Annotated in this window: 20 protein-coding genes; 7 read left to right on the forward strand and 13 right to left on the reverse strand. The window is 37.9% G+C overall.

Annotated features, from left to right (window positions below):
• Nucleotides 1–104: 104 nt before the first annotated feature.
• The 3 genes from KA717_02575 to KA717_02585 all read left to right on the forward strand — a co-directional run bounded on the left by KA717_02575 (nt 105) and on the right by KA717_02585 (nt 3,797).
• Nucleotides 105–2,327: a dynamin family protein gene (locus tag KA717_02575; protein UXE61837.1), complete on the forward strand. Its 2,223-nt coding sequence runs from the start codon at nt 105–107 to the stop codon at nt 2,325–2,327.
• 108 nt (nt 2,328–2,435) lie between these two features.
• Nucleotides 2,436–3,452 (forward strand): YjcZ-like family protein, encoded by a 1,017-nt coding sequence (locus tag KA717_02580; protein ID UXE61838.1) that lies wholly within the window; start codon nt 2,436–2,438, stop codon nt 3,450–3,452.
• Nucleotides 3,453–3,464: 12 nt separating this feature from the next.
• Nucleotides 3,465–3,797, forward strand: coding sequence for a XisI protein (locus tag KA717_02585; GenBank protein ID UXE61839.1), 333 nt, complete (start codon nt 3,465–3,467; stop codon nt 3,795–3,797).
• A gap of 26 nt (nt 3,798–3,823) precedes the next feature.
• Here KA717_02585 and KA717_02590 read toward each other — a convergent pair whose 3' ends face one another.
• Together KA717_02590 and KA717_02595 are read right to left on the reverse strand one after the other, a co-directional pair.
• Nucleotides 3,824–4,165 carry a DUF86 domain-containing protein gene (locus KA717_02590; protein ID UXE61840.1) on the reverse strand — a complete coding sequence of 114 codons (342 nt, stop codon included), beginning with the start codon at nt 4,163–4,165 and terminating at the stop codon, nt 3,824–3,826.
• The gene (locus KA717_02595; GenBank protein UXE61841.1) at nt 4,155–4,445 is read right to left on the reverse strand and encodes a nucleotidyltransferase family protein; all 291 of its coding nucleotides are present in this window, start codon (nt 4,443–4,445) and stop codon (nt 4,155–4,157) included. The genes KA717_02590 and KA717_02595 overlap by 11 nt, the downstream gene beginning before the upstream one ends.
• A gap of 83 nt (nt 4,446–4,528) precedes the next feature.
• Here KA717_02595 and KA717_02600 point away from each other — a divergent pair, with 83 nt between their 5' ends.
• Entirely contained in the window at nt 4,529–5,524 is a 996-nt protein-coding gene (locus KA717_02600; GenBank protein ID UXE61842.1) for a patatin-like phospholipase family protein, read from the forward strand.
• Nucleotides 5,525–5,594: 70 nt separating this feature from the next.
• Here KA717_02600 and KA717_02605 read toward each other — a convergent pair whose 3' ends face one another.
• The 4 genes from KA717_02605 to KA717_02620 form a co-directional block, all read right to left on the reverse strand.
• A complete protein-coding gene (locus KA717_02605; GenBank protein ID UXE61843.1) occupies nt 5,595–5,849 on the reverse strand; it encodes a type II toxin-antitoxin system HicB family antitoxin in 255 nt (84 codons plus the stop codon).
• Nucleotides 5,846–6,100 carry a type II toxin-antitoxin system HicA family toxin gene (locus KA717_02610; protein UXE61844.1) on the reverse strand — a complete coding sequence of 85 codons (255 nt, stop codon included), beginning with the start codon at nt 6,098–6,100 and terminating at the stop codon, nt 5,846–5,848. The genes KA717_02605 and KA717_02610 overlap by 4 nt, the downstream gene beginning before the upstream one ends.
• A gap of 147 nt (nt 6,101–6,247) precedes the next feature.
• Nucleotides 6,248–6,502: a type II toxin-antitoxin system HicB family antitoxin gene (locus KA717_02615; protein ID UXE61845.1), complete on the reverse strand. Its 255-nt coding sequence runs from the start codon at nt 6,500–6,502 to the stop codon at nt 6,248–6,250.
• Nucleotides 6,503–6,618: 116 nt separating this feature from the next.
• The gene (locus tag KA717_02620; protein ID UXE61846.1) at nt 6,619–8,013 is read right to left on the reverse strand and encodes a HEPN domain-containing protein; all 1,395 of its coding nucleotides are present in this window, start codon (nt 8,011–8,013) and stop codon (nt 6,619–6,621) included.
• Nucleotides 8,014–8,600: 587 nt separating this feature from the next.
• Here KA717_02620 and KA717_02625 point away from each other — a divergent pair.
• The gene (locus tag KA717_02625) at nt 8,601–8,927 is read left to right on the forward strand and encodes a hypothetical protein (protein ID UXE61847.1); all 327 of its coding nucleotides are present in this window, start codon (nt 8,601–8,603) and stop codon (nt 8,925–8,927) included.
• A gap of 347 nt (nt 8,928–9,274) precedes the next feature.
• Nucleotides 9,275–9,805: a class I SAM-dependent methyltransferase gene (locus tag KA717_02630; protein UXE61848.1), complete on the forward strand. Its 531-nt coding sequence runs from the start codon at nt 9,275–9,277 to the stop codon at nt 9,803–9,805.
• 385 nt (nt 9,806–10,190) lie between these two features.
• Here the strand turns inward: KA717_02630 and KA717_02635 are convergent, their stop codons facing one another.
• The 6 genes from KA717_02635 to KA717_02660 all read right to left on the reverse strand — a co-directional run bounded on the left by KA717_02635 (nt 10,191) and on the right by KA717_02660 (nt 21,180).
• Complete coding sequence (locus KA717_02635) at nt 10,191–10,382, reverse strand: DNA-binding protein (GenBank protein UXE61849.1); 192 nt, start codon at nt 10,380–10,382, stop codon at nt 10,191–10,193.
• A gap of 148 nt (nt 10,383–10,530) precedes the next feature.
• Nucleotides 10,531–12,966: a phosphoketolase family protein gene (locus KA717_02640; GenBank protein UXE61850.1), complete on the reverse strand. Its 2,436-nt coding sequence runs from the start codon at nt 12,964–12,966 to the stop codon at nt 10,531–10,533.
• A gap of 322 nt (nt 12,967–13,288) precedes the next feature.
• On the reverse strand, nt 13,289–17,329 hold the full coding sequence (locus KA717_02645) for a hypothetical protein (GenBank protein ID UXE61851.1): 4,041 nt from the start codon (nt 17,327–17,329) through the stop codon (nt 13,289–13,291).
• 53 nt (nt 17,330–17,382) lie between these two features.
• Nucleotides 17,383–19,182, reverse strand: a complete 1,800-nt coding sequence (locus tag KA717_02650; GenBank protein UXE61852.1) for an SIR2 family protein — start codon at nt 19,180–19,182, stop codon at nt 17,383–17,385.
• 54 nt (nt 19,183–19,236) lie between these two features.
• Complete coding sequence (locus KA717_02655) at nt 19,237–19,536, reverse strand: hypothetical protein (protein ID UXE61853.1); 300 nt, start codon at nt 19,534–19,536, stop codon at nt 19,237–19,239.
• A gap of 339 nt (nt 19,537–19,875) precedes the next feature.
• A complete protein-coding gene (locus KA717_02660; protein ID UXE61854.1) occupies nt 19,876–21,180 on the reverse strand; it encodes a hypothetical protein in 1,305 nt (434 codons plus the stop codon).
• Between the two features lie 112 nt (nt 21,181–21,292).
• Between KA717_02660 and KA717_02665 the strand changes: the two genes are divergently transcribed.
• Nucleotides 21,293–22,618 carry an IS4 family transposase gene (locus KA717_02665; protein UXE64534.1) on the forward strand — a complete coding sequence of 442 codons (1,326 nt, stop codon included), beginning with the start codon at nt 21,293–21,295 and terminating at the stop codon, nt 22,616–22,618.
• Here KA717_02665 and KA717_02670 read toward each other — a convergent pair.
• Nucleotides 22,585–23,769 (reverse strand): transglycosylase domain-containing protein, encoded by a 1,185-nt coding sequence (locus KA717_02670; GenBank protein UXE61855.1) that lies wholly within the window; start codon nt 23,767–23,769, stop codon nt 22,585–22,587. The two genes, KA717_02665 and KA717_02670, sit on opposite strands and share 34 nt — an antisense overlap.
• Between the last annotated feature and the right edge of the window lie 78 nt (nt 23,770–23,847).

The raw sequence follows: 23,847 nt of genomic DNA on the forward strand, positions 1-23,847 counted from the left end.
TCAAACCGATCCCCCGTTTGTTTATGTCCAACAGCACTCTCCAACCTGATCTAGATGCCCTACGCGAGTCAGCGATCGCGGTGATTACCTATGTTAGGGATGCGATGAATGAGGGTGTTGCGCTACTGAGGGATCATGATCGGTTGTTGGTTGAAAATCAGAGTGATCATCGGTTGGATGCTGAAATTCAGGCTATTAACGAAAATCTAAGGCTCGTCAATGAGAGTCTGAAAAGGGTAAAGCTCGGCGAATTGACGATGACGATTGTTGCGCCAACTAGTGCGGGTAAATCTACGGTTATTAATGCGATCGCTGGTCAGGATTTACTGCCTAGTCGTAATGATGCGATGACGGTTTTACCCACTGAGATTGTTTTTTCCCATGAGGTAACTTGTCCTAAGCTGATTCTGGATAAGGCTTTGATGACGCTTTTGCGAGAGGCTTGGCGACACTTACATGAAAAATTGCAACGGATTGGTTTAGATGAAGCTATTAAACTGGCTACTAAAAATGATTTTCCCCGCGAGAATGCAATTAAAGAAATTTTGAACAGTAGTTCTGTTTCTTTTCAATCTGAAGTAGTGGAATCAAATGGTATTCAAGTTGAATTAACCAAGATTAATGATCTTCTACGGTTGTGCGGTATTTTTGGTATATCTACAGAATTTTTGTCTTCTTTGTCTCAAATTCCGCGTATTGAAGTTCCTTTTCCGTCATTATTATCACCTTTAAAAGATTCGGGTTTAGGGACTTTGGTGCTAGTGGATACCCCAGGGCCTAGCGAGGATAAGTCTTTAGATTTAGTGAATGTTGTCAAAGATAGACTTAAGGCGAGTTCTCTGGTTTTGGTGGTGGTGGACTATACGAAAATTGGACAAACAGATCCAGCAAAAGTTAAGAAATTGGTGGACGAAATTGCTGTGGTTAAGGGACGCGATCGCATTTATATCATCGTCAATAAAATTGATGCTCGTGATCCTAATAATCCTGAAGATTTAACTACTCAACAAATTTTAAATTTGGTTAAAACTAAATATGAAATTGATGATCCTCAAAATCGAGTTTTTGAAATGTCGGCTATTAAAGGATTTTTAGCTACTAATTTTCAGCGTGAGAAAGAGATTTATCAGTCAACAGAATTACGGAACAGCAAGAGTTTTGAAGTTCTTGGACAAAAGTATTATAACGATTCTTGGGAAGACCGAAAAGAGGATATTTCTTTATCAGAAATGGATAAAGTCGCTAATAAGTATTGGCAAAAGTCTGGATTTGCTGATTTTATGGAGAAGGCTATTACTCCTTTAGTACCTAGTATGATTACTATCAAGAGTACGTTAAATGAAAATAATGATAGATTTACTTCTTTTTCATCTTGTCTCAAGAAGTACAAGGAAATACTTGAGCGAGATATTCAACGTCTAGAGATTGAGATTAATCAATTAGAAATAGAAATTATAGCGATAAATTCACACATTACAAATATTTTTGAATTAAAAAAACATCAAATATTAAGCTTAAGAGAACTAAATGTTATTCTTGAAAAAGAGAGTCATAAATTGCATACAGAAATTTCCTCTCTTGCATATATTTTAATAGCAAAGGCAACACAGATTGCGAATAATCTCAAGAATTGGAGTACTGCGAATGGGATTGCGACTTTTTCACTTATGCCTGTTGGTATTTTGACAGAGTCAATGGTTATAGATCATCACAATAAAGAATTGGATAAGGAGTTATCCGTATTCCAAACTAACTATTCCGCAATTACTGAATGTTATTGCAATCAATTAACAAATAACTTACTTAATATGGTAAAGCAGATTATTGAGCGAATAAATAACAATTACTCAGGGCAAGATGAGTTAGTCCTTAGCGATGTACAAAAAAGATTCCATAATCACAAAATAGTGCGGTGTGATGTAGCTTCAGACACATATGGAAAGAATATTATATCCTATGAAAAATTAACATCACGATTGAAACTGAATCAAGTTCGCTTATATGGTTCAGGTATTGGCACTAAATTCGCGTATGTAAATAACTTGCTCTCGGATTGTAACAATACACTTGAAATTTTTCAGCAAATTGGACAGGATGCAATTAGTACCATAGAACGGAGTTTAACTAAAGATATTGATACTTTTACTCAACAGAGAGTGAGCCTTTTTCAAGAATATGAGATGAGTTTGCAGTCCACAATTCAGACAAACAAAAAAATTCAGAATGACTATACAATCACTGTAAGTCAGTACAAGCGACTTTTAGATAAAATTGCTAATTTGGAAATAGACTTAAAATATCAACAAGAATACATCAAACAACATTAAATTATAGCGTTTTTCATTATGATGAGGTATATTATAAGCTCTGTAATGCTTACACCATAAGCCTTACCTCATACCTCACTAAACTGAAAACTGCTATAAAAAACAAAAATGTCACTTATTTACTTTAACGATTTTCAAAGAAAGGAGCATGAGATTCCTATTATTACTGATAAAATACTCGTAGATTTGGTCAATTCAATCCAAGTCAATGATAATCTAATTAGTTTTCGCCAAAAGCGAGGATTATTTGGACAGTTTTTAGATAACCTTACAGGAGCAGATCGAAAACGTCAAATTGCTACAGATAAAAATGTCAATGTAGCAATGCAATCTCTGTGCAGTTGGGTGTTAGATATTTCTAATAATTTGAACGTTAGTAATAACGCAATTGTCAACATTGAAGAAAGATTAGCAGAGATCGAAGAAGACTTAATAGAGATTGAAGACAAATTAATAGAAACTCGTCAAGTAATCCGTAACCATCGAGAGGAAATTAATTTACTCAAAGAGATGGTCAATCAACTACAATCCAGAGTTGAAAATCACGACCATCGGATTCTGAGTTTAGAGCAACGGGCTGATAGAAAAGACGTTGAAATTAAAATCATTAACGCGATCGCCGCCTGGCACTCAGAACGGACATATAAAGACTTTCATTGGGCGATTCAAGTTGCCTTTGTCACCCGTGAAATAGTAGATTATGCCCTCAGTGATTACGAAAGATTAATCACCAAAGATAAAGACAAACAACTGCGTCAAAGTATCATTGACCAAATACTTGCCGCCGACAAAACAATCCCCGACAACTATTTTTCATTAATCGAACTTCTCAACCTTTCCTATAACAAAACATCCCCAGAAAATCGAGAACTTGCGGGTTATTTGCTAGAAGTTGAATCTATTTTCGAACAAAGAATAGCGAAAACGCCCTATTTATTCACCCTCGGCAAAGCCCTAGAACTAGCCCAACAACAACAGCATCAAGACCCAGCCAAAGCCGCCTTTGAATTATGCCGTAACTCTCCTAATACTAGGATTTATCCCGCCACTAGCAAAAGAGAATTTGTGGAACGCATTGTCAACGAAACGGCCAGCGATAGATTAAACTCGATAACATTAGTGTAATCATAGGAAAATATGGATAACTCACTAAACTATGCTGAAATAATCAAAAAAACAGTGAATGCTGCCACCATTGATCAACCGAGTCTGCAAGCAATCAAACTTTATCCAGTTTGTGATGCTGAGTCTGGACATTTTCTAATTCTTGCCACAGGTCGGGATAAACAGTGTTGGATGGATAGCATCCTGTTTCATGCGCGACTAATCGAAAAAGATAACTGCGATCGCCAAATCATCATCGAAGAAGACAACTTTGAAGAAGGATTAGTTGATGCCCTCATCGAAGCAGGAATCAAAAAAGAAGATATTGTCACCAGTTGGCAACAAGCGATCGCAGTGAATCAATAACCGTTAGTAATTTTTTATTTACCAACTTAAAATTCTTGGGAAATAATAATCAAAATTGCTGATTTCAGAGGACTAATTTTAGTTTGAATAATATCCCAAATAATCTCATCTTCCAAGGAAAAATAAGCATGAACTAAAATATCTCTCAATCCAGCAATTTTGCGCCATTTAATATGTGGATATTCATTTCTTATTTCTGGAGGGATTTGTTTAACCGCTTCCCCAATCACTAATAAATTTCTAATTACCGCATCAAATCTTAATTCATCAGCAAAAAAACTATTATCATCTAATCCTTGAGTATAACGGAGAACTTTACCACAACTCATTAAAATATCATCACAATAAAGTTTTAAGCTACGCGACATAAATAGCGTCCTTTTCTACAGAACTAATAATTTGAGGTTTCAACATTTTTTTAGTAACTAAATCAACAGATAAAGATAAATTATCTTCCAAGAAAAATTTTAAGTCCATATATTGATCAAAAGTGACTTTTCCTTGAAATTCTACCAGTAAATCAAGATCACTATTATTTTTTGCTTCATCTCTTGCATAAGAACCAAATAAAGCTAAGGAAATTACACCATAGCTTTTAATTGTGGTTAAGTTTTTTTTCAGGAAGTTAATTAAATACTCTCTATTCATGATTATTACCTAATGTTTACCGATTTTATACTTGGGATATGTTATATTCACCATAAAATTAATAGATTAATAATTGTTATTACATGAAAGAAACCAAAATCGGATTAGTATTAGCAGGTGGCGGGGCTAAAGGCGCGTACCAATCAGGCGTGGTCAAATATTTAGCAGAAATTGACTTTTCCCCCCATATTATAGCTGGCACGAGCATTGGTGCGCTTAATGGTGCGATCCTTGCCTCTAACACATCATTTAAACAATCAGGCGATCGCCTCTGGCAACTCTGGAAAGAACTCGGTGAAGCCAACATTATCAAGTGGCAGTTAATCAAATATCCACTGCAATCCTTGGCACAATATTTACATCTTTCAGGGGAAGACGCATCATTGTGCGACTCTAAACCACTGGATCAATTTTTACACTATGCAGTCAATGCCGAACAACTGCGAAAAGGAATTGAACTCTGGGTAGCCGCCTTTCCCTCAGCCCACAATTTTCTACCATCCTCACACAAAGCAGGTCAGATCGTCCCCACCATTGGCAATGTCATAACCTCCAATCTTGGGCAATCCGCCGAATATATCCACGTCCAATCAGCCGAAACCGATGAAGAAATTTATCAAACCTTACTCGCCAGTGCCGCGATTCCCTTAGCCTTTAAATCGCGCAAGATTGATAACAAGCATTATGTAGATGGTTGGCTAGGTGATAACGTCCCCCTCAAAGCCCTAGAAAATCGCGGTTGTACCCATGCGATCGTCATTCATTTAGGAAACGGTGAACTTTGGAATCGTCATGATTTCCCAAACCAAACAATAATTGAAATTCGCCCAACGGAAACAATCAATAATTTTGACAACATACCGATTGTCAGAGACCTAACTACGATGCTAGATTTCAGTCCCGAACGCATTCAACTTTTGCAAAAACGAGGTTATCAAGATGCCAAACGTATTCTCGAACCCATTTTACAAACACTCATAATCGAGCGATCGCGTCAAGAAAGTTTTGCGCGGCTCAAAGAAACATCAAAGCGATTAGAAAGATCAAAAAGGTTAAGAGACGATCCACCAATTTATTAATGCGATCGCCTCCTTTAAAAAAGAAAAGCGATCGCCCGTTAATGATTAAAACACTAAGGAACGGGACTCATTATCGATTAATTTGGCTACCTACTCGCCCATTAAAACTATCCTTAAAAGGTTTTTCTGGTTCAATATCTTTCTGCTGACACAGGGATAAATAATCATCAATCGCTTCCTCAAAATTAGCCCTTAAATTAACAACATTTTCACCTTCAAAACTAATCAAACTACGGATATATTCGACTTTACCATAGAAAATTTGATCATCATCACTATAGTGAACAGAGCCGACATAATCTTTGTACTGTATCATGTCATTCATAACAATTCCTCGCCTCGAAGGATTTCAATAATTTGTTCAATTTGATAACGTTTTAAAATATTTTGAGGATGGGGCTTATGCAAGGTAATTACAACTTGAGTCTCATTGATAAAACGTCGTCGAGAACCGCCAGTTTTTCCTGTATTAGCTTCCTGAAAACCAAACCCCATTAATAAGCTAACCAACTCTTCCCAGGTAAAATCTTTCGGACAACTGAGAAAACGTTTGATCAACTTTTCTTTACGACTCACATCTCCTCCTGATAACGGTTGACAAGGCTGAATTCTAAAAAATGCTATTTGCAGTTACAGTATGACATGAAATCACCGATCATCGCCTCTTATAAAAAAGAAAAGCGATCGCCCGTTAACGATTAAAACACGAAGGAATGGAACTCATTACCGATGAATTTGACTACCTACTCGCACATTAAAACTATCCTTAAAAGGTTTTTCAGGTTCAATATCTTTCTGCTGACACAGGGCTAAATAATCATCAATCGCTTCCTCAAAATTAGCCCTTAAATCAACAACATTCTCACCTTCAAAACTAATCAAGCTACGGATATATTCTACTTTACCATAGAAGATTTGATCTTCATCGCTATAGTGAACAGAGCCGATATAATCTTTATACTGCATCATGTCATTCATAACAAGTTCTCGCCTCGAAGAATTTCAATAATTTGTTCAATTTGATAACATTACTCAGTTACAGTATGACATCAAATTACTGATCGCCCTCGATAAAAAAGAACAGCGAGATGATCTTAATAGTCCTTTCTCATCAGTTTTTCCCAACCATACTCGACGAAATAAGGACGTTTTTGACGGTCTATATTTGTTAGCCATAAGACCATGCTTCGATACCAATCTGCTATCAATAAATTTAAGTCTTTTAAATTCGCAAATTCTCGATTTTTAACACTTCTGTCTATCTTAGCATTAAGCGTCTTCAAATTTTTTGTTAAGGATGTTGAATCACCTCCATGCACAATAACTGAACGACAGTCGTAAGCTGTTCTCATGATTTCCATTGTCTCAAAAAAATCACTGGTGGAGTCAATATTTGTGAGGAGGGAGGCACCATTAATTGAAAATCTATATCTTAGTTCCTCTTTAATAGGATTACCATTAACTGTTTGAAGTATTGATTCTAATGCAATTACTAGATCAACTAATTCTTCTTCTGGGCTATCTTCATCTACCGCAATAAAAAATCTCGATAATGAGCGCGACAAAATTTTATCATTAGGAATAATGTTTTTAAGAATTTTATAAATTTCTTGTAGCTTTATCTCGTCGTCACCATTAATTATTAATTGGTTATATGGACTAATGTATTTTTTATTCAATGATGACCTTATCATCTCCTTGGTAAGAGGATAACTTTCTACTCTGGAATCAATAATAAAACTACCTGCCTTATAAAGTTTAAACATTTGAAGAACTAAATTGATTCTTTCTCTTGCGTGTTCTGAGAAACGATTGGTTAAATCAAAGTATGAATTTTTTTCAAAATTGTCAATTTTTCTTAAGCTTATAACAACAACTTCAGTATTAAAGTCTGATAAATCAAGTTGTATCGGGACATCTCTCATCCAGCGAAATACTCCCAAAGGTTGACGCTCATTTATTTCATCTATACTTAACTGTTTCAAATACACTTCGTCATCAAGAACTATTTTGTCAAGTGTGAGTGTTACCCCCTGTAAACGACCACTGACTTTAAATTCGTGAGGATCGCCATTGAATAATCCCATTAACTTATGATAATTTTCGATAAAATGTTGAGAACTAAAACTTTCTGTTTCTTTTCTAAAAGAATCAACAAGTATTCTCTCAGCTGCCGTTTGAGGCTGAGTATGATGACCACCACTGAAGGAAATTGATTGATAGTTATAAGTACTTTCAAAATTATTATAACTATTTTCAATATTTTCTTTGAGCATGAAAAATAAGGGATCTTTTATCAGACTCATTACCACAAAAGAAACAGAGGTATTAAACGTATTGATTTTTATCATTATTTTTTCTCCATTGACTATTTGCCACTTATTGACAACATCAAATTCATAGAATTTTTCTTTTAGATCAGGTAATTTTTGGTTTGCCAAATCACATAACTGTTCAGCAATATTTTTTAATTCAGTAGGATTAAACATAGGTCTTGTTGATCAGTTCTTTTCTATCACATAAAGATTGGGAAGACATTTATTTTGAGTTATCTCAAAATGGCGAAAAGCTTTTGTTATTTTAATCTTAATATATTGGGGGCTTTTACAACGTATTTTTTATTGCGATCGCCTCTTATAAAAAAGAAAAGCGATCGCTGTTCTAATTAATCCTTAAAAAGGTCATTTCCAGTTGATTTTTTTGAGGTCTGTTATTAATGGGTTGCACTACACAAACTCTTGCTGGTGGGAGATCGCCCATTTGTCAAACACAAAGTAAAATTACTAGCGAGCGCTGACCCAGAGAAGAACATCTGAAACGGGGGCAGTCTGTTAAATTAGAGAGGTTGACCTAAATTGCTGTCAATTATGCGCTCAAATGTTGATTCCCAGAAAATCGAACAACTCATGGAAGCATTGGGTAAAGAAGCTCGTAGTTCAGGCTGTATCTACAAGCTAGGCGATTGCTTTGAAGCAATTGTACCCGAAATAATTCGATTTCCCTCCGTTAATTCTGAGGTACTTAGAAGCAGGGTCGAGAACTTCATTGGGCGTTTTAAAGTCCAGGGATTGGAGGGATGATAATGAGTCTTAATGATTTACCAGGAGCCGAGATAATCTTACCCGGACTGAGTGATCTTCACAGTGGTGAATCCCATACCATTGGGGCGTTACTTGTGGCGATCGCGGCAACACGGTTAACCGAAGCCGGTTTAGATGTTCCCAAATATCACTTAGCCCCAGAGCCAGAATTAACTTTGTATGCTCTTCTCCAAAACGAACGAGAGGATGCTTATCACTACTACAATGCTTTACTGAATCGCCTTAATAGTTTTTGTAACGCCCTTGAACTCAGTTATAAATACCCGTCGTCTAATAGCACTGTGGAGCCGACTTCTAAGTGATCTTCAAAGGTTAAAGATTGTCTGCTACGGCTCAATTTTACCGTTAGAGATTGCGATCGCTCTCCATAAACAAGAAAAGCGATCATACTAAAATGTTGACTCGTTTTTCTGCGTATTTAGAAGTTCTTCTGAGTTATTGATAAATCATAGAAATTATTTATCAGATTGTTGTGAATGAGGAGGTTTGAGGTTGTTTTCTGACTTAGAATGCTGGTTAGTTGCATAAACAACCCAGCCACCGACAAGAACTACCATCATAAAAGCGAGAACAAGGCCAACAATTCCCGTGATAGCGACATCATCACTGCGATCGCAAATAATTTTTCAGATCATTCTGTTGGAGGAAAATGATCAAAAAATCTTACAAAGAAGACCTGGCATACATTCATGATGTTGGTTATGGCGATTACGCTCTTAGGTCAGCCCCTGGCATACTGAAAATTTTAGCTCAAAATAACATTCAAGACGGTTTAGTCGTGGATTTGGGCTGTGGAAGTGGATTATCAGCCTTAGAACTGACGAAAGCACATTATCAAATTTTGGGAGTGGATATTTCTGAGTCTATGATTGCGATCGCTCGAACCAGAGTTCCAAATGCTAAGTTTCGAGTTGAGTCATTATTGAAGACTGATATCCCATCTTGCAATGCAGTTATCTCAATCGGTGAATGTCTCAATTACCTATTTGATAGTGATAATAATTATCAAGCATTAATGCAGCTTTTTGAGCGTATTTACAACACCTTAACTACGGGAGGTATTTTTATTTTTGATATTGCAGAACCTGGTCAAGTGATAGAAGGTGAAAAGGTTAAAAGTTTTAATGAGGGAGAGGATTGGATCGTTCTTGTGGAAAAAGAGGAGGATCGGGAAAATTAGTCTTAAGTCGCCGCATTGTTACTTTTCGCAAAGTTGGAGAATATTATCGGCGAGATGACGAGTTACATTATTTACGATTGTATAAAGCCGCAGAGATGACTGAGCAATTGAGACAAGTCGGTTTTACAGTTGAGACTATGAATCATTATGGTGATTACAAATTACCAAAAGCTCACGTTGCCTTTGTTGCACGTAAATCAATGTGACATCGAAACCTAGTTGATCGTAATCTAATAACCGTTAGATACCGCGATCGCCCTCTATAAAAAAGAAAAGCGATCGCCGATCAGTCGGTTTGGTTTAAGGTTATGTTCGCTTGCTGAACACTTCCTTTATTTGACGATGCAAAGCAAGCACTTCGACCAAATTCAGATAACGCATCATGCTAAACGACGATAGAGTTCAGCATTTTTTTGAGTACATAGTCTGCTGCTTGAGCAAATTCTTTGTTCTGACAAGTCAACCAATTTTCTATATTTGCACGCAACAAATCTTCCGGGGAGGTATCAATCTCCTGAGCTAACTGTTGCAGCCTTTGAAGTTGCTCATCGGAAATATTAATAGTGATAGAAGCCATTAATGATCTCGTTTAATACGCTGAATACCCAACATTATAACCTGTGTCACCTCAGACTTGCCTAGTTCTCCAAATGATTGCGTCACTAGATTTCGGAGGGCGATCGCCCCCTATAAACAAGAAAAGCGATCGCGGTTTTAACTAATCCTTAAAAAGGCCATTTCCAAGCAACCGTATCGGGACGATCAATTCCGTATTCATAGGCATAATGACGACAGGAAATTTGTTCATCCTTGAGAAACTCCTTAATATGCGCTCCCGCCACTTGTAATTGAGGCAGTCGGTCAATCACATCAATGGCAATACTAAAGCGATCAATTTGGTTGGCCATTGCTAAATCTAAAGGCGTATTAATATTGCCTTTTTCCTTATAGCCGCGTACATGGAAATTAGGGTGATTGGTGCGACGATAGGTTAAACGATGAATCAGCCAGGGATAACCATGAAAGTTAAAAATAACTGGCTTATCTTTGGTAAATAAACTATCAAAATCGCGATCGCTTAAGCCATGAGGATGTTCTTCCTTGGGTTGCAAACGTAACAGATCAATGACATTGACAAAGCGAATTTTCAAGTCTGGGAAATGTTCACGCAAAATACAAGAAGCCGCTAAGGATTCCTTGGTGGGAATATCTCCCGCCGTTGCTAAAACTACATCTGGGTCTTGACCTGCATCCGTGCTGGCCCATTCCCAAATATCAATGCCTTTCGTGCAGTTTTTGACCGCCGTTTCCATATCGTGATACTGCAAATGGGATTGCTTATCGGAAACAATGACATTGATATAATTCTTACTGCGTAAACAGTGATCGGCAACGGATAACAACGAATTAACATCAGGGGGCATATAAATACGAATCACATCAGGACTTTTGTTCAAAACCACATCTAAAAAGCCTGGGTCTTGGTGGGTAAAACCGTTGTGATCCTGTCGCCAAACCGTTGACGTAATTAACAAATTGAGAGAGGGAACATCCTGCCGCCAACGAATATGATTACAAATTTCCAACCATTTGGCGTGTTGGTTAAACATCGAATCAATAACGTGGGCAAAGGATTCATAGGTAGAGAAAAAGCCGTGTCGTCCGGTTAGTAAATAGCCCTCAAGCCAACCTTCCAGGGTATGCTCACTTAGCATTTCCATGACGCGACCATCAACGGCTAATTCCCCCCCGTCCTCATCTTCGGGTAAATAGTCGGCAATCCAGAATTTTTTGCTAACTTCATACACCGCTTGCAATTTATTCGAGGTATTTTCATCGGGGCCAAAAACGCGGAAGTTAGTCATATTTGACTTCATCACATCGCGCAATAAAACCCCCAAGGGCTTGGTATTTTCGGCTTCAATGGTGCCTGGTTTTTCGACCTTAACGCCGTACTCTCGGAAGTTAGGCATTTTCAAATCCCGACAAAGTAAACCCCCATTGGCGTAGGGAGTGGAACCTAGGCGTTTGTCTCCTGTGGGGGCCGTTGCCTTAATTTCAGGCAAAATCGTACCATTTTTATCAAAGAGTTCTTCGGGTTTATAGCTCCGCATCCAGGCTTCTAGTTGAGTGCGATGTTCGGCGTTCTCGTGCATTCCGCCCATGGGAACTTGGTGCGATCGCCAGAAGCCTTCCACCTTATGACCATCCACAAAATCGGGGCCAGTCCAGCCCTTGGGAGAACGTAACACAATCATCGGCCAAATCGGACGAGTGGCGATCCCTGTACTGCGGGCTTCGTGTTGAATGCTGTGAATTTCGGCGATGCAATGATCGAGGGTTGCTGCCAAAGCCTGGTGCATAGACTCAGGTTCCGAACCCTCCACAAAATAGGGCGTATAACCATAACCCTCAAACAGAGATTTCAGTTCCTTATGGCTAATGCGAGAAAGAATTGTCGGGTTATTAATCTTGTAACCGTTCAAATGCAGTACTGGCAAAACCGCCCCATCTCGAATCGGGTTAATAAATTTATTGGAATGCCAGGAAGTCGCCAAAGGCCCTGTTTCCGCCTCGCCATCGCCAGGCATAGAGACCACAATCAAATTGGGATTATCAAAAGCTGCACCGTAGGCATGGGATAGGCTATAACCGAGTTCTCCTCCTTCGTGGATAGAACCTGGAGTTTCGGGAGTACAGTGACTACCAACGCCTCCAGGAAAGGAAAACTGTTTAAAAAATTGCTTCATTCCCTCCTCATCTTCACTACATTCGGGATAAAAATGGGAATAGCTACCTTCTAGATAACAGGGGCCAAGAAAGCCTGGTGCACCATGACCGGCTCCGACCATGAAGAGTAGGTCTTGATCGTTCTTTTTAATGATGCGGTTGAGGTGGGTATAAAGGAAGCTAATGCCAGGGCTGGAACCCCAGTGGCCTAAAAGACGTTTTTTGATTTGGTCAGGGTTTAACGGTTCTCGCAATAAAGGGTTGTCGCGCAGATAGATCATGCCTGCGGCCAAGTAATTAGAGGCTAGCCAATAGGCATGAAGATTTTTCAATTCATCGGGACTGAGGGGATTGCCAGAAATGGTAGAGCGGGCAGGCCCAAAAGCACTAACGGAGATGTCGTGATGGGGTTTAGCGTGAGTGGCAACCATAAAGAATACAGTAATGGTTAAAAAAAAGGAATTTCCCTGGACTGTTCGCCCAGGTTACTGCTGCTTACTCGAAATTGCTATTAAATTAATATTAAGGTTTGATTAATAAAACTCTATGGCAATAGGGCGATCGCGGTTTACTCCGTTTAATTGCAAGTGGGCGATCGCGGAAGTGTGAAAATCTGTCCTTTAGCAACGCGGTGAGTTTCGTAATGCGCAGGATCAACCCCACGAAAACTTTATTTTCCCTGAAGAAGTCTTACCTCATGGTAATGCTCTCCAGGATTAGGGTTTCATAAAAATTGAGAAGGGTTTTGCTAGACTACCCTTCTTTTTTGGGTTCAATTTCATAAGTTTCATAGGGAATCGTTTGATTGAATAATAAATCCCATTCGTCTTCATTTAATCCCTTGTAATCAGCTTGAGCAGCTACCATTTCTTCTAATTTCTCAGTGTTAACGACCCAAATGTGGATAGTCGTATCGTCGCTACCTGATGCTAAAAATTTACCATCAGAACTAAAGTTGAGACTACGAATATTATGGGTATGTCCTTTAAGAATTAGTGGACGCTGAATTTGAATTTCTTGGATCGACATCGACTGTTTTATTGAGAATAGACGAATAATGCCGCCCCGTCCCCCAATAGCTAGAGTCTCCTCAGATAAAGCAACAGTTGTGCCTAATTTGGAGAATTTGAAGTATTTTTTTTCCTCATTAGCTGTGCTTAAAGGTTTCGCCTCATCCCAATCAACTTGCCAAAGATGAATTTCTTCTTTATCAGTGGCAACCACTAACCATTCTTTGCTACAGACTATTTCAGTAATTTGCTGGCGATAAAGATTTTTCCCTTTGTCCGGCTCAGTATTTATACTATAATCATCGGGGTAATCAGTAATATCTGTTGAGTTTGGATTTTCTGGAGGAAGTTTCCACAGACACACAAGGCTTTGATCGCCTCCTGCAATTAGCCACTTGCCATCAGGACTAAACGCAACTGCTTTAAATTTATTTTCTGATTCATATTCTGCCCTAACATATTGGTAAATCTCTTTCTCTATAGAGAAACAGAAAGAAAATTTGGTGTCGTCGTCCTTAATGCTTGTTGAAACATTGTTCCATTTATCGTACCATTGCCATAATAATACTTTTCCAGGCTTGTCGGAATTTTCACTATTTTGATTCTTGAAATGGGCTTTATTAGAAGTAGCGATCGCCAACCATTTTTGACCATCAGAATTAGTCGTAAAAGCAATACTACAAATTTCAGGATTTTCACTATCTTGTTTTAAAAAAGTAGCAAAATAATTAATAACAGAAACCTCACCAAGCTCTGCAACATGATAAAGCTCAAGTACTCCTTTAACTCCTGCTAAGGCAACAACTTGAGTAATGGAATCATAAGCAATACATCTTATTTCTTGATCGGGCAGAGGCTGGTTCCCCTTATCTTTTCTTTCTGCGGCTGCAATCGTTTCTGGCGAAAAAGGCTTGCTTCTGTTCCATAATTGCAATCTTGCGTCATAACTGGACGAGAGCAAATATTGATTATTCTTGTCAATAAAGGTCGCGCCAATAATAACACCTTTGTCCGAGCTATCATTCTTTCGTAAAATCCGAACAGAGGTATCGAAGTCAGATGGTTTATCGAAGTCAGATGGTTTATGGATTAATTGCCAAACTTGTCCACTCCAGGTTCCAATCATGACCTTGCTGCTTTGATCCTTAGAGTCAGCATGAATCGCTAACGAACTAACTCCTTCATCAAATTCCTTCAAGATGATTGATTTAGGTTGAGGTTGCTCTAAATCCCATATCCGCAGAGTCTGATCGCTACTGCCTGATAGGAGCCATCGTCCAGCCGGACCAAAGGCTAAGGCTTTTACCATATCTTCATGGCCCAATAGCAAAATAGGTTCAAGCTCAGAAAAAGTTTTAAGTGCCTCAAATTTAATTTTCCAGAGACGAATAATGCCATCTCTACCACCACAAGCTAACAATTGTTTATCGGGGCTATAGACTATCGTAAAAATTTCCCTTGCCCGCAAAATATATTTTAAACGATTACTCCAATTTTTATGAATATGGGTAGAAAAAATTACTACATTTTCAGTATTTTTAGACTCCTGAATTATGGATAAAATTTTATCATTTAATTCCCAAAAAATAATAGTACCATTACGATACCCAGCAGCTAGAAAAAACTCACTTTTATTGTGTGGGCAAATCTCAAGCGACCATACCCAATCCTGATGTTCTGACGGATAGTTGATTATCTTTGGTTCTTTTTCAATGTCATTAATATCCCAAACTTTGATTTGAGAGTCTCGTCCACCAGAAAATAGCCATTTTTCATCAGGACTAAAGGCTAAACATTCAATAGCATAACCCCAATCATTATCAACGTTATTGTCAAGAATTTGGTCTTGATCTTGACTTTCCTCCTGACTCTTTAACTGTTCTAAAGAAATCAAATAAATCTTTCCATCGGCACAACCGACCCCTAACTGTTTATCATTTAGTTCTACACAAGTAATTGCTTTATTTTCTTTGTTATGAGTAGTCTTGGAATCCGACAATTCTTTGGCAATTTTTAGAGTATCTAGACTAAAAGTCTTTAGCCTTGGAGAATCTTGGGAATCTTGCCAACAGTAAATTTTGCCATTGTAGTCGCCAGCAACGATCCATTCACCATTAGGAGAAATATCTACTGATGAAATTTTAACTTGATTTCCCATGCTAATGTACTGGGATTCATTCTTTGAGAAAAGACGTTTTTGCTCAAAATTGATTTTCAGTATATTGCGTAAGTCAGAATCAATTTCTGTGATGCCCTGTTCAGCTTTCTCTAGTAACTGACAGGCATGATAAGCCATACGAAAACGCTTACCATAATCTTGTGAAACTGATTGAAAAGAGAGGTTGCAGGCAAGAAGCTTTAAATATTTTTGCTGTGCCTGCTGCTTCTCATCCAGTTCTTTACGGTGTTCTTTTTGCCATTCTGAGATGCTTTGACATAAAACATCATGATAAATTTCATATTGAGAATTTGGCAAAGGACGTAAGATTCTAGCCTTGACTAATTTTTCTAGAATATAAGATAAATATTTTCCATGTAGTTCAGGTAAATTATATTTGCCACATTCGTCATTATAATAACAACGCAAATCTTTTTGATTAAAAAAATGCTTATTTCCCGAAGGGGTAACAAGATGATAGAAAAACAAGGAAGCAGCATCCTCTAATTTCTCGTTGACAAATTTCTGATCGTCTTTGGCACATTTATAATGTTTTGTAATCAAGAATTTTAAATTTTTGGTCTTGGCAATCTCTATTAATTGCCGTTCAAAATATTGAGTTACAAGCTTGGTAATTCCTTCACTCCGTTCTTTTTCTTGATAAATTTTTTCTTGTTTTAAAAGTTGATTAGAAAGGAAAATTTTGTCTGACAAATTATCTTCATAAGGTTTATTAGCTTTATTCCAAAGATAGTCCATTACTAGCTGAAGTAAGGGCGTTTCTACATGACCTTGAGTAGTGATATTACTAATAATTATATCTGCTACACCTTCTTCAATTTCGGCATCAGGTAGTTGGGACTTCTTGAGTTGCTCTGCTTTGTAGAACTTATTAATAGGATCTTCTATAGCAATTTTAGCTGCTTCAATAGATAGTTTTTCAAGAACGATGCGATTCTCAAATAGTTCATCTGAAAAATCATTTCTAATCTTAAAGCGGTCTATTTCAGATACCCGATCCGAACGAATTGAGAACAAAAATTTGACAGCGAGTGTACGATCCTCAATAATAGCTTTAATGTCTTTTTCAAAGCCTTGAAGTTGTTCCTCACAATTTTGATAAAGCAGAAAATAGTCTTCAAATTGATCAAAAATAATAAATATTCTATCAAAACCTGATTCAGATTCAGAATTCTTCAGTTGATGTTTAATCGCTTGAATAAAAATCCCACCTGAATCACTATCAGTATCTTTTGATGCGATTGGCTGACTATTAGTTAATTCCTCAATAGTTCTTTGTAACTTTTCCTCAAAATCAGCATCCTTAAAATCAGAAAAAATAACGACAGCAAATTTGTATTTTCGATAGACAGCATTATTATTAAAAGTTTCCTCTAAATACAAATTGACACCTGCATTTAAAATAGAACTTTTGCCAACACCACTTTCGCCTTGTAAAATAGTTAAGGGTGAAAAAATAAGATTATTGCTAATTTCTTTTATCTCCTGATCCCTGCCATAAAACTGCTTAGAGTCCTCTTTCTGATAAGGATTTAAACCTACATAAACACGAGGAGAAGATTTGCTTTTCTTCCCTTGTTCAATATTAATGTTTGTGTGAGTCATGTGATTCTCCTGAATAAAGATATTAAATACATTTATTTTTTTAATTTAAAAGTTCAAAAGTCCGTAAAATGTTCAAGATCATTAAAAAAAGACTTTAACGTTCTTGGAACTAATTCAAGTTTTTCATCCTCATTCCACAAATGAGTTGTTTTATTGAAACTTAAGATTTGATCATGAACCCAATAAAAATAATTTGTGCGTTTTTCCTGTAAGCCAAAAATGTTGATAAAAAGATTAATATCAGGATCATTTAAAATATATCCAATAAACCATATACTGTACGAATCCAGACCAACTCCGCTTAAGTTAGATAACTGCTTTTTAAATTTATAGAAATTACGATAAGGTGACAGATGATAATATTTTGAAAAATCACTTTCTGTTATTAATAATAAATTATCTTCTACTGTTGATTTATAGCATCCATGAAGTTTAAGAATAATTGGAGCATCAGGACTTCTAGATGACCGAGGATTAAGGCAAATGAGCGGCTTGTTTTCAAGTTTATGTCCATTTTTTAAACCATACACTTTATAGTCTTGTATATCAGCTGGGGAACTCCTAAAAGCGCGTTCCAGTAGGTCATCACAATTTGTCGTTATGATTAGTTTAATTTTTTTATTTTTTACATATTTAGCGATTAATTTATGAGCATCATTTGGCTGAGATTGATCATAAAATTTCCTAATCTCATTTATGAAACTAACTGGGCTGCGGCACAAATCACTATAGTATTGTGAGAGAAACTGAACGTTAACTTGTGCATTCATTAACTGCTCTTCAATTGACAGTTGGTTATTTGTTTGATCTTGGCTGTCATTTTCTAATCTAAACCGACAGTTTTCTGGTCTTTCACTAAGTTCATAAGGACACGATTGACAAGGGCTATGTTGATCAATAGCTCGATCTTTTAACTCAGGAATTTCAACCTGTAAACACTTAATTTGTCCGTTTCTCTTCTTAATTTGCTTCTCCAAAAAATAAGCAAGTTCTATCTCACTTAATGATCTGTTAGACTGATTGTTAAAATCACAGATACGATCAAGTTCTTCTTTGTCTAAATTATCATTCCTATTGTATAAGTTGATCCCAGGTCCAATGAAAAGTATTGATGAGTCTAGCTCTTCAGCAAGAATCTGAATACTTGTTGTGTAATTATCCTTAATATAAGAAGTATCAGGAGGTTCTTCTCGTGTAAATAAAAGATCGCAAAAGTTAGTTTCATTCTGTTCATCATATTCTTTGAGGGAGAGCTTAATTGCATCACTCCGAATCATTTGTCCTATCCCTTTCTCTTGTATCGTCGTATATTGGTTAGCGTTAGTAGTATCTACAATGCCCAAAATCTTACCAGTTTGAATATCTAACACTGGCGAACCACTAAAGCCATCTTGCATTAGGAATCCGGCTGCCATCCCATGAAAAAGATAACAACCATTATTTATTAGTGTACCCAATCTTACTTCTCTTTGGGGAGTCATATAAAAGGATAATCTCGGATTATCTTCGTCTGTATGGCCTGCCAATTGAACAAATAACCCTTCGTTAAGTTCCATCTCTTTCGTATCTGTCAAACACAAACAACTAGCCTTTAAGGGTTTCAATGATAGAGATCCTTCAGTAATTTGTAAAACTGCATAATCTAAACAGTCTTCTTTTACACCCATAACCTTGTTTACTTGCAACAGTTCATGCGTGCTACCGTCAGTTCCCGTAAACTGTACTGTAATTTTGCTGCTGTCATCAACTACATGATTACAAGTCAAAATATATTTTTTGCCAAACAGAAAGCCAGTCCCCATTTTTGAACCAACAACTTTTACTATCGCATTTCTATCTAGCATTTTAAGCATTTTACTGACCTCAAACTTTTTAAAAAATTACAGATTTGAAAAACTATTGCTGATTTAACCCTGTTCTCTGGTGTGTTTTAAGGTTACTTCAAAATTAAATTCACCTCCTAAAGTGACAACGAAGCTTCCACCGACTGCAAGCTTTAAACCAAATTTCACTTCTAACTCATCAACACCTTGAACTTGATCAAATTGACCAATCACAGTTTGTACCAAGGGATGAACTATTTCGAGCGATCTCTTAATAGACTCAATCTCACCATTTGAAATTGTTGCTGCCGACTTATGTAAGTCTCTCCTGTCTGGCACAAAGGCCTCTATAGAAATTTCTGGTGAGTTTTCATCATCAGACAACTTTACTTTAACAATCTCCTTAGACACAGTTATACCTCTTTAATGAAATTAACGCATTAAGTGACGTAAAAATTATCCTCTTATATCAAGGATTTCAGGCAGGCCTGAAGATAAGATGTTTAGGGACTTTAGCGTATTTATGTCTTTTTAACCTCTACATCACATTACCTTATTAAATCTAATAGGTGGCTGTTTGATTTCCTGTATAAATTGATTCAATCTGTATGAATTGATTGAATACTATACAAAGTGTGACATTTTTCCTATTTTTATTACGCCAATTCAAAATTGAAGTGAATAAGCCTTTTAACTTATTAAGTTTGGTAAAACCGAACAAGATTAAGGGCGTTGCAGGGAAAATCCTCGTTTTTTAATGGGCGTGGCCACTTTTACGGTAAAACTTACTTGATCTTGAGGAGCCGTAGAATTTGCCTTTTTGATTATCAATTGCCAAGCTCCTGGTTGTATTTTCCAGAAAAGGGTTGCCTCATTACTTGTCTTAATTTTTGTTCCATTTAACCACCATTCGACGGATTGTTGTTCAGGATTAGCAATTTTAAAAGCTAAGGTTAACAATTTATCTTGCTCAGGAATCAGTAATTGGGCATTTGGTTCAGGAAAAAGAATTTTTAAGGATGGGACATAGCTTTGTAGCTCCGGTTGCTGGGCTAACCACTGATCATATTCGCTGGGTAAATTAAGTTTGTATTTTCCGTGAGCAGAGTTAACTGTTTGATAAAGGCGATCGCGGTTAGTTTCGTAATCGGCTAAATCTACGGGCCAAAAATATTCAGAGACAATCAGGGGACAGGCAGGTGTGGGTTTTAAGCCGGATAAAGCACAAATTGGTTTAGAAATCAGTTGGGCAGGCGGATCAAAAGCTTGTGGCGGTTTTAATTCGTGCAGTTTTAAAAAAATACGATTCCAAAGGGGAGCCGCTCCCATCACCCCGGACACCTGACGCATTGGTTCACCATCAAAATTGCCGACCCAAACCCCAACGGTATAATCTCGACTAAAACCCACTGTCCAGGTATCTCGAAAATTAGAGGAAGTTCCGGTTTTGACGGCGGTGGCAAAGGGCAAATTAAGAATGGATTCTACCCCAAAGGATTTGGCCCTCGCATAGCGATCGCTGAGCATATCGGTTATTAAGCCCCAACTACTGATCTGGCCGAGAATGAGGGGCTGATTAGTATTAGATTGACTAGGTAAAGTCGTGACTAAGGGTGAAACTTGCCCCTGTAAAGCGATCGCCCGATAAGCATTCGCTAATTCCCACAAATTCACCTCTCCACTGCCCAAGGTCAGACCTAAACCATAGTATTCTGGTGGCTGATTGAGATGCTTAAAACCCAATTGTTGTAAGCGAGTTAAGAATTGAGGAACACCGACTTTTTCTAATACTTTCACGGCTGGAATATTGAGAGAATTAGCTAGGGCCAACCGCACTCGTACCGGCCCCGCAAATTGGCTACTGTAATCGCTCGGACTATACAGCTTCGCCCCTGGAATAGCATAGTGAGTGGGAACATCAGCCAAAATGGTATTGGGATGGATAAGACGTTTTTCTAAAGCTAATTCATACAGAAAAGGTTTGAGCGTTGAGCCAGGTTGTCGTAAAGACTGAACACCATCATTCATTGGTGTCAACTTAAGCCAAAATGCCTACTCACAAAAGATTAGCCTAAAAGCAGGCGGAAGTAAGAGTAGGCTGAAAAAAAGGTTAGTATATAAAAAAGTGAGCAAAAAACAAATGGCAAGACAACATCCTCGGAGAAAAGGAAACCCAGACTTACGTCGTAAGACAAATCAGCCAGGGGTAGAAATCCCTGAAATAACAAAAGAGTTGTTTGAATTACTAGAACCCACAATGTTTACACCATTAAAATATTTACAGGGAACTCATGAGAAAATGATGAGAGATAGGGTATTAAATTTACCAGTAATGGTGGCATTAGTGTTAAGTATAGTGTATCGTCAAATAGCGGGTATAAGTGAAGCGGTAAGACTGTTAGAGGAAGAGGGATTGCTATGGGTAGCATCATTAAAAGTAAGCAAACAGGCAGTATCAAAAAGAATGATGAATGTGCCAGCCGAAATATTTGCAATATTACTAAAAGGAGTGTTAGAAAAAGCAGCCGAAAAAGGGAAGAAGCTCCAAGTAGGAGAAAAATGGGAAAAAATAAGAGAAAAGTTTAGTGCAGTGTGGATAGCAGATGGCTCAACGCTAGAGCAGATAAGGAAAAATATGAAAATAAGTAAAGAAGAAAAGAGTAAATTGGGGGGTAAAATAATGATGGTAGTGGAAGCCTTTACCCAAAGACCCGTTACTTTATGGTACACAGAAAATGATAAATCAAATGATAAAATATGGTGTGAAGAATTGGCAGCTAAATTACCAGAAAATGGTTTAATTCTTGTAGATATGGGATTTTTTAGCTTTGTGTGGTTTGATTTGTTAACAGAAGCTAAAAAGTTTTTTCTAACCAGATTTAGAGCGGGTACATCTTACAAAACCAAACAAGTATTGTCTCAAGGTAGTCATTACAGAGATGAGATTATCATTATGGGAAATTACCGTTCTAATCCTTGCAAGCATCCGGTGAGATTAGTCTCAGTATTATGGGGAACAATCTGGTATCAGTATTTAACAAATGTGTTGTCTCCCGAACAACTGTCCGCCGAAGAGGTCTGTGATTTATATCGAAGACGATGGACAATCGAAGAAGCCTTTTTATTAACGAAAAGACTTTTAGGACTAGCCTATTTATGGGTAGGGAATAAGAATGGTGTCCAAATCCAGATTATTTGCACTTTGATTTTCTATACGGTCTTAAATCAATTGGTAGGGGAAGTGGCGATTGCTCTAAATCAACCGAAAGAAAAAATCTCAGTAGAGATGGTGTTTCGGAGTCTATACTATGTAGCGAAGGCTATTGCTAGAGGAGAAAAGCCTGATACAGTAACCTATCTGGCTGAACGTGCTAAGTTATTTGGTTTGGTCAAAGCTGAGAGAAAGCGACATCGAGAAAAGGCCGCTCTCAATCAACAAATTTGGGAACCCATTCCTTTAAGTTGACACGGATGACCATCATTTCCCCCCAACGCTTCGGCATCAAAATAATCTTTAGAGCCAGCATAGGCTAATACTTGGCCACTGTGATTATCGAGGACTAAAACTGCACCCTGATGAACATTATGAATTTTTAAATTGCTAATCACTTTCCGCAGTTGGGTTTCAACAAATTGTTGTAGCGGTAAATCAAGGGTGGTTCGGATTTGATAGGGGTGATCCTTGGGTAATTGGGAAGCCAACCAAAAGAGGAAATGGGGGGCCGCGACAATGTTGGCCGATCGCGGTTGTAGGGTTAAAGGTTCTTGATAGGCGCGATCGCCTTGGGACGCAGTAATTTGGCCCGTTGCAACCAGACGATCCAGAATATAACGTTGACGCTGTTTGAGGGCGGGTAAATGATGGTAAGGATTAAAACGAGAGGGATTATTGGGAATGGCGGCCAAGAGAGTCGCTTGACTCAGACTAAGGGACTGGGCAGAAATGCCAAAATAGGTTTGAGCCGCCGCTTCGATCCCATAGATATTTCCCCCCATCGGTAAACGGTTCACGTAGGCAGTTAAAATTTCCGTGCGGTTCATGCCCGCCGCCAATCGCCAAGCCACCCAAATCTCGGCTAGTTTTGATCCCAGATGACGGGGCCGATCGCCTAACATTCGTGCCAGTTGCATCGTAATAGTGGAAGCACCACTTTCGATCTTCTGGGTTTGAATAGCTTGAAAAATCGCCCTAGCGATCGCAGCCAGGTCAAGCGGGCCATGGTGATAGAAATCCTGGTCTTCTGCTGCTAAAATTGCTTGCGTAAATAGAGTCGAAACCGAACTTAATTTCACCCAGGTATGTTGATCTTGACTGTGACTTAAAAGCTTGCCTAGCAATACCCCATTGCGATCGCGAAATTCGATTGACTGAGCCCGTAGCTGAATATCCTGGGCATGGATCGGGAAAAAGTAGGGCAATAGTCTAATGCCGAGCAATCCTAACCCTAAAAACAGTAAGAGATGACGCAAGGAACGAAAATTTGGCCATCGAAATTGAGCGATTGGGGATTTGCTCCCTGGTTTTTTGACACCTTCTTTGTCCATTACCTCTCCTAATACCAAATCCGCTTGTAAAACACCGTTAATATTTTGTAGGGGTTTGGTTCCCAAATCCATATAGTGTAAGGCTTAGAGACTAAGCCCCTACCTGGAACAAAAAGGAATTTGAAAACAGGATTTGGTATAACTCCCATT

It is taken from the genome of Woronichinia naegeliana WA131 (assembly GCA_025370055.1).
In the GTDB taxonomy this organism is placed as follows: domain Bacteria; phylum Cyanobacteriota; class Cyanobacteriia; order Cyanobacteriales; family Microcystaceae; genus Woronichinia; species Woronichinia naegeliana.

What these genes read in the sequence shown, in the direction of transcription:
- KA717_02670 (UXE61855.1), bottom strand. Translation starts at nt 23,769, where the DNA reads ATGGATTTGGGAACCAAACCCCTACAAAATATTAACGGTGTTTTACAA.
- KA717_02665 (UXE64534.1), top strand. Translation starts at nt 21,293, where the DNA reads ATGGCAAGACAACATCCTCGGAGAAAAGGAAACCCAGACTTACGTCGT.
- KA717_02615 (UXE61845.1), bottom strand. Translation starts at nt 6,502, where the DNA reads ATGAATGACATGATGCAGTATAAAGATTATATCGGCTCTGTTCACTAT.
- KA717_02605 (UXE61843.1), bottom strand. Translation starts at nt 5,849, where the DNA reads ATGAATGACATGATACAGTACAAAGATTATGTCGGCTCTGTTCACTAT.
- KA717_02635 (UXE61849.1), bottom strand. Translation starts at nt 10,382, where the DNA reads ATGGCTTCTATCACTATTAATATTTCCGATGAGCAACTTCAAAGGCTG.
- KA717_02650 (UXE61852.1), bottom strand. Translation starts at nt 19,182, where the DNA reads ATGCTTAAAATGCTAGATAGAAATGCGATAGTAAAAGTTGTTGGTTCA.
- KA717_02660 (UXE61854.1), bottom strand. Translation starts at nt 21,180, where the DNA reads ATGAATGATGGTGTTCAGTCTTTACGACAACCTGGCTCAACGCTCAAA.
- KA717_02575 (UXE61837.1), top strand. Translation starts at nt 105, where the DNA reads ATGAATGAGGGTGTTGCGCTACTGAGGGATCATGATCGGTTGTTGGTT.
- KA717_02620 (UXE61846.1), bottom strand. Translation starts at nt 8,013, where the DNA reads ATGTTTAATCCTACTGAATTAAAAAATATTGCTGAACAGTTATGTGAT.
- KA717_02590 (UXE61840.1), bottom strand. Translation starts at nt 4,165, where the DNA reads ATGTCGCGTAGCTTAAAACTTTATTGTGATGATATTTTAATGAGTTGT.
- KA717_02640 (UXE61850.1), bottom strand. Translation starts at nt 12,966, where the DNA reads ATGGTTGCCACTCACGCTAAACCCCATCACGACATCTCCGTTAGTGCT.
- KA717_02630 (UXE61848.1), top strand. Translation starts at nt 9,275, where the DNA reads ATGATCAAAAAATCTTACAAAGAAGACCTGGCATACATTCATGATGTT.
- KA717_02625 (UXE61847.1), top strand. Translation starts at nt 8,601, where the DNA reads ATGATAATGAGTCTTAATGATTTACCAGGAGCCGAGATAATCTTACCC.
- KA717_02645 (UXE61851.1), bottom strand. Translation starts at nt 17,329, where the DNA reads ATGACTCACACAAACATTAATATTGAACAAGGGAAGAAAAGCAAATCT.
- KA717_02600 (UXE61842.1), top strand. Translation starts at nt 4,529, where the DNA reads ATGAAAGAAACCAAAATCGGATTAGTATTAGCAGGTGGCGGGGCTAAA.
- KA717_02585 (UXE61839.1), top strand. Translation starts at nt 3,465, where the DNA reads ATGGATAACTCACTAAACTATGCTGAAATAATCAAAAAAACAGTGAAT.
- KA717_02595 (UXE61841.1), bottom strand. Translation starts at nt 4,445, where the DNA reads ATGAATAGAGAGTATTTAATTAACTTCCTGAAAAAAAACTTAACCACA.
- KA717_02580 (UXE61838.1), top strand. Translation starts at nt 2,436, where the DNA reads ATGTCACTTATTTACTTTAACGATTTTCAAAGAAAGGAGCATGAGATT.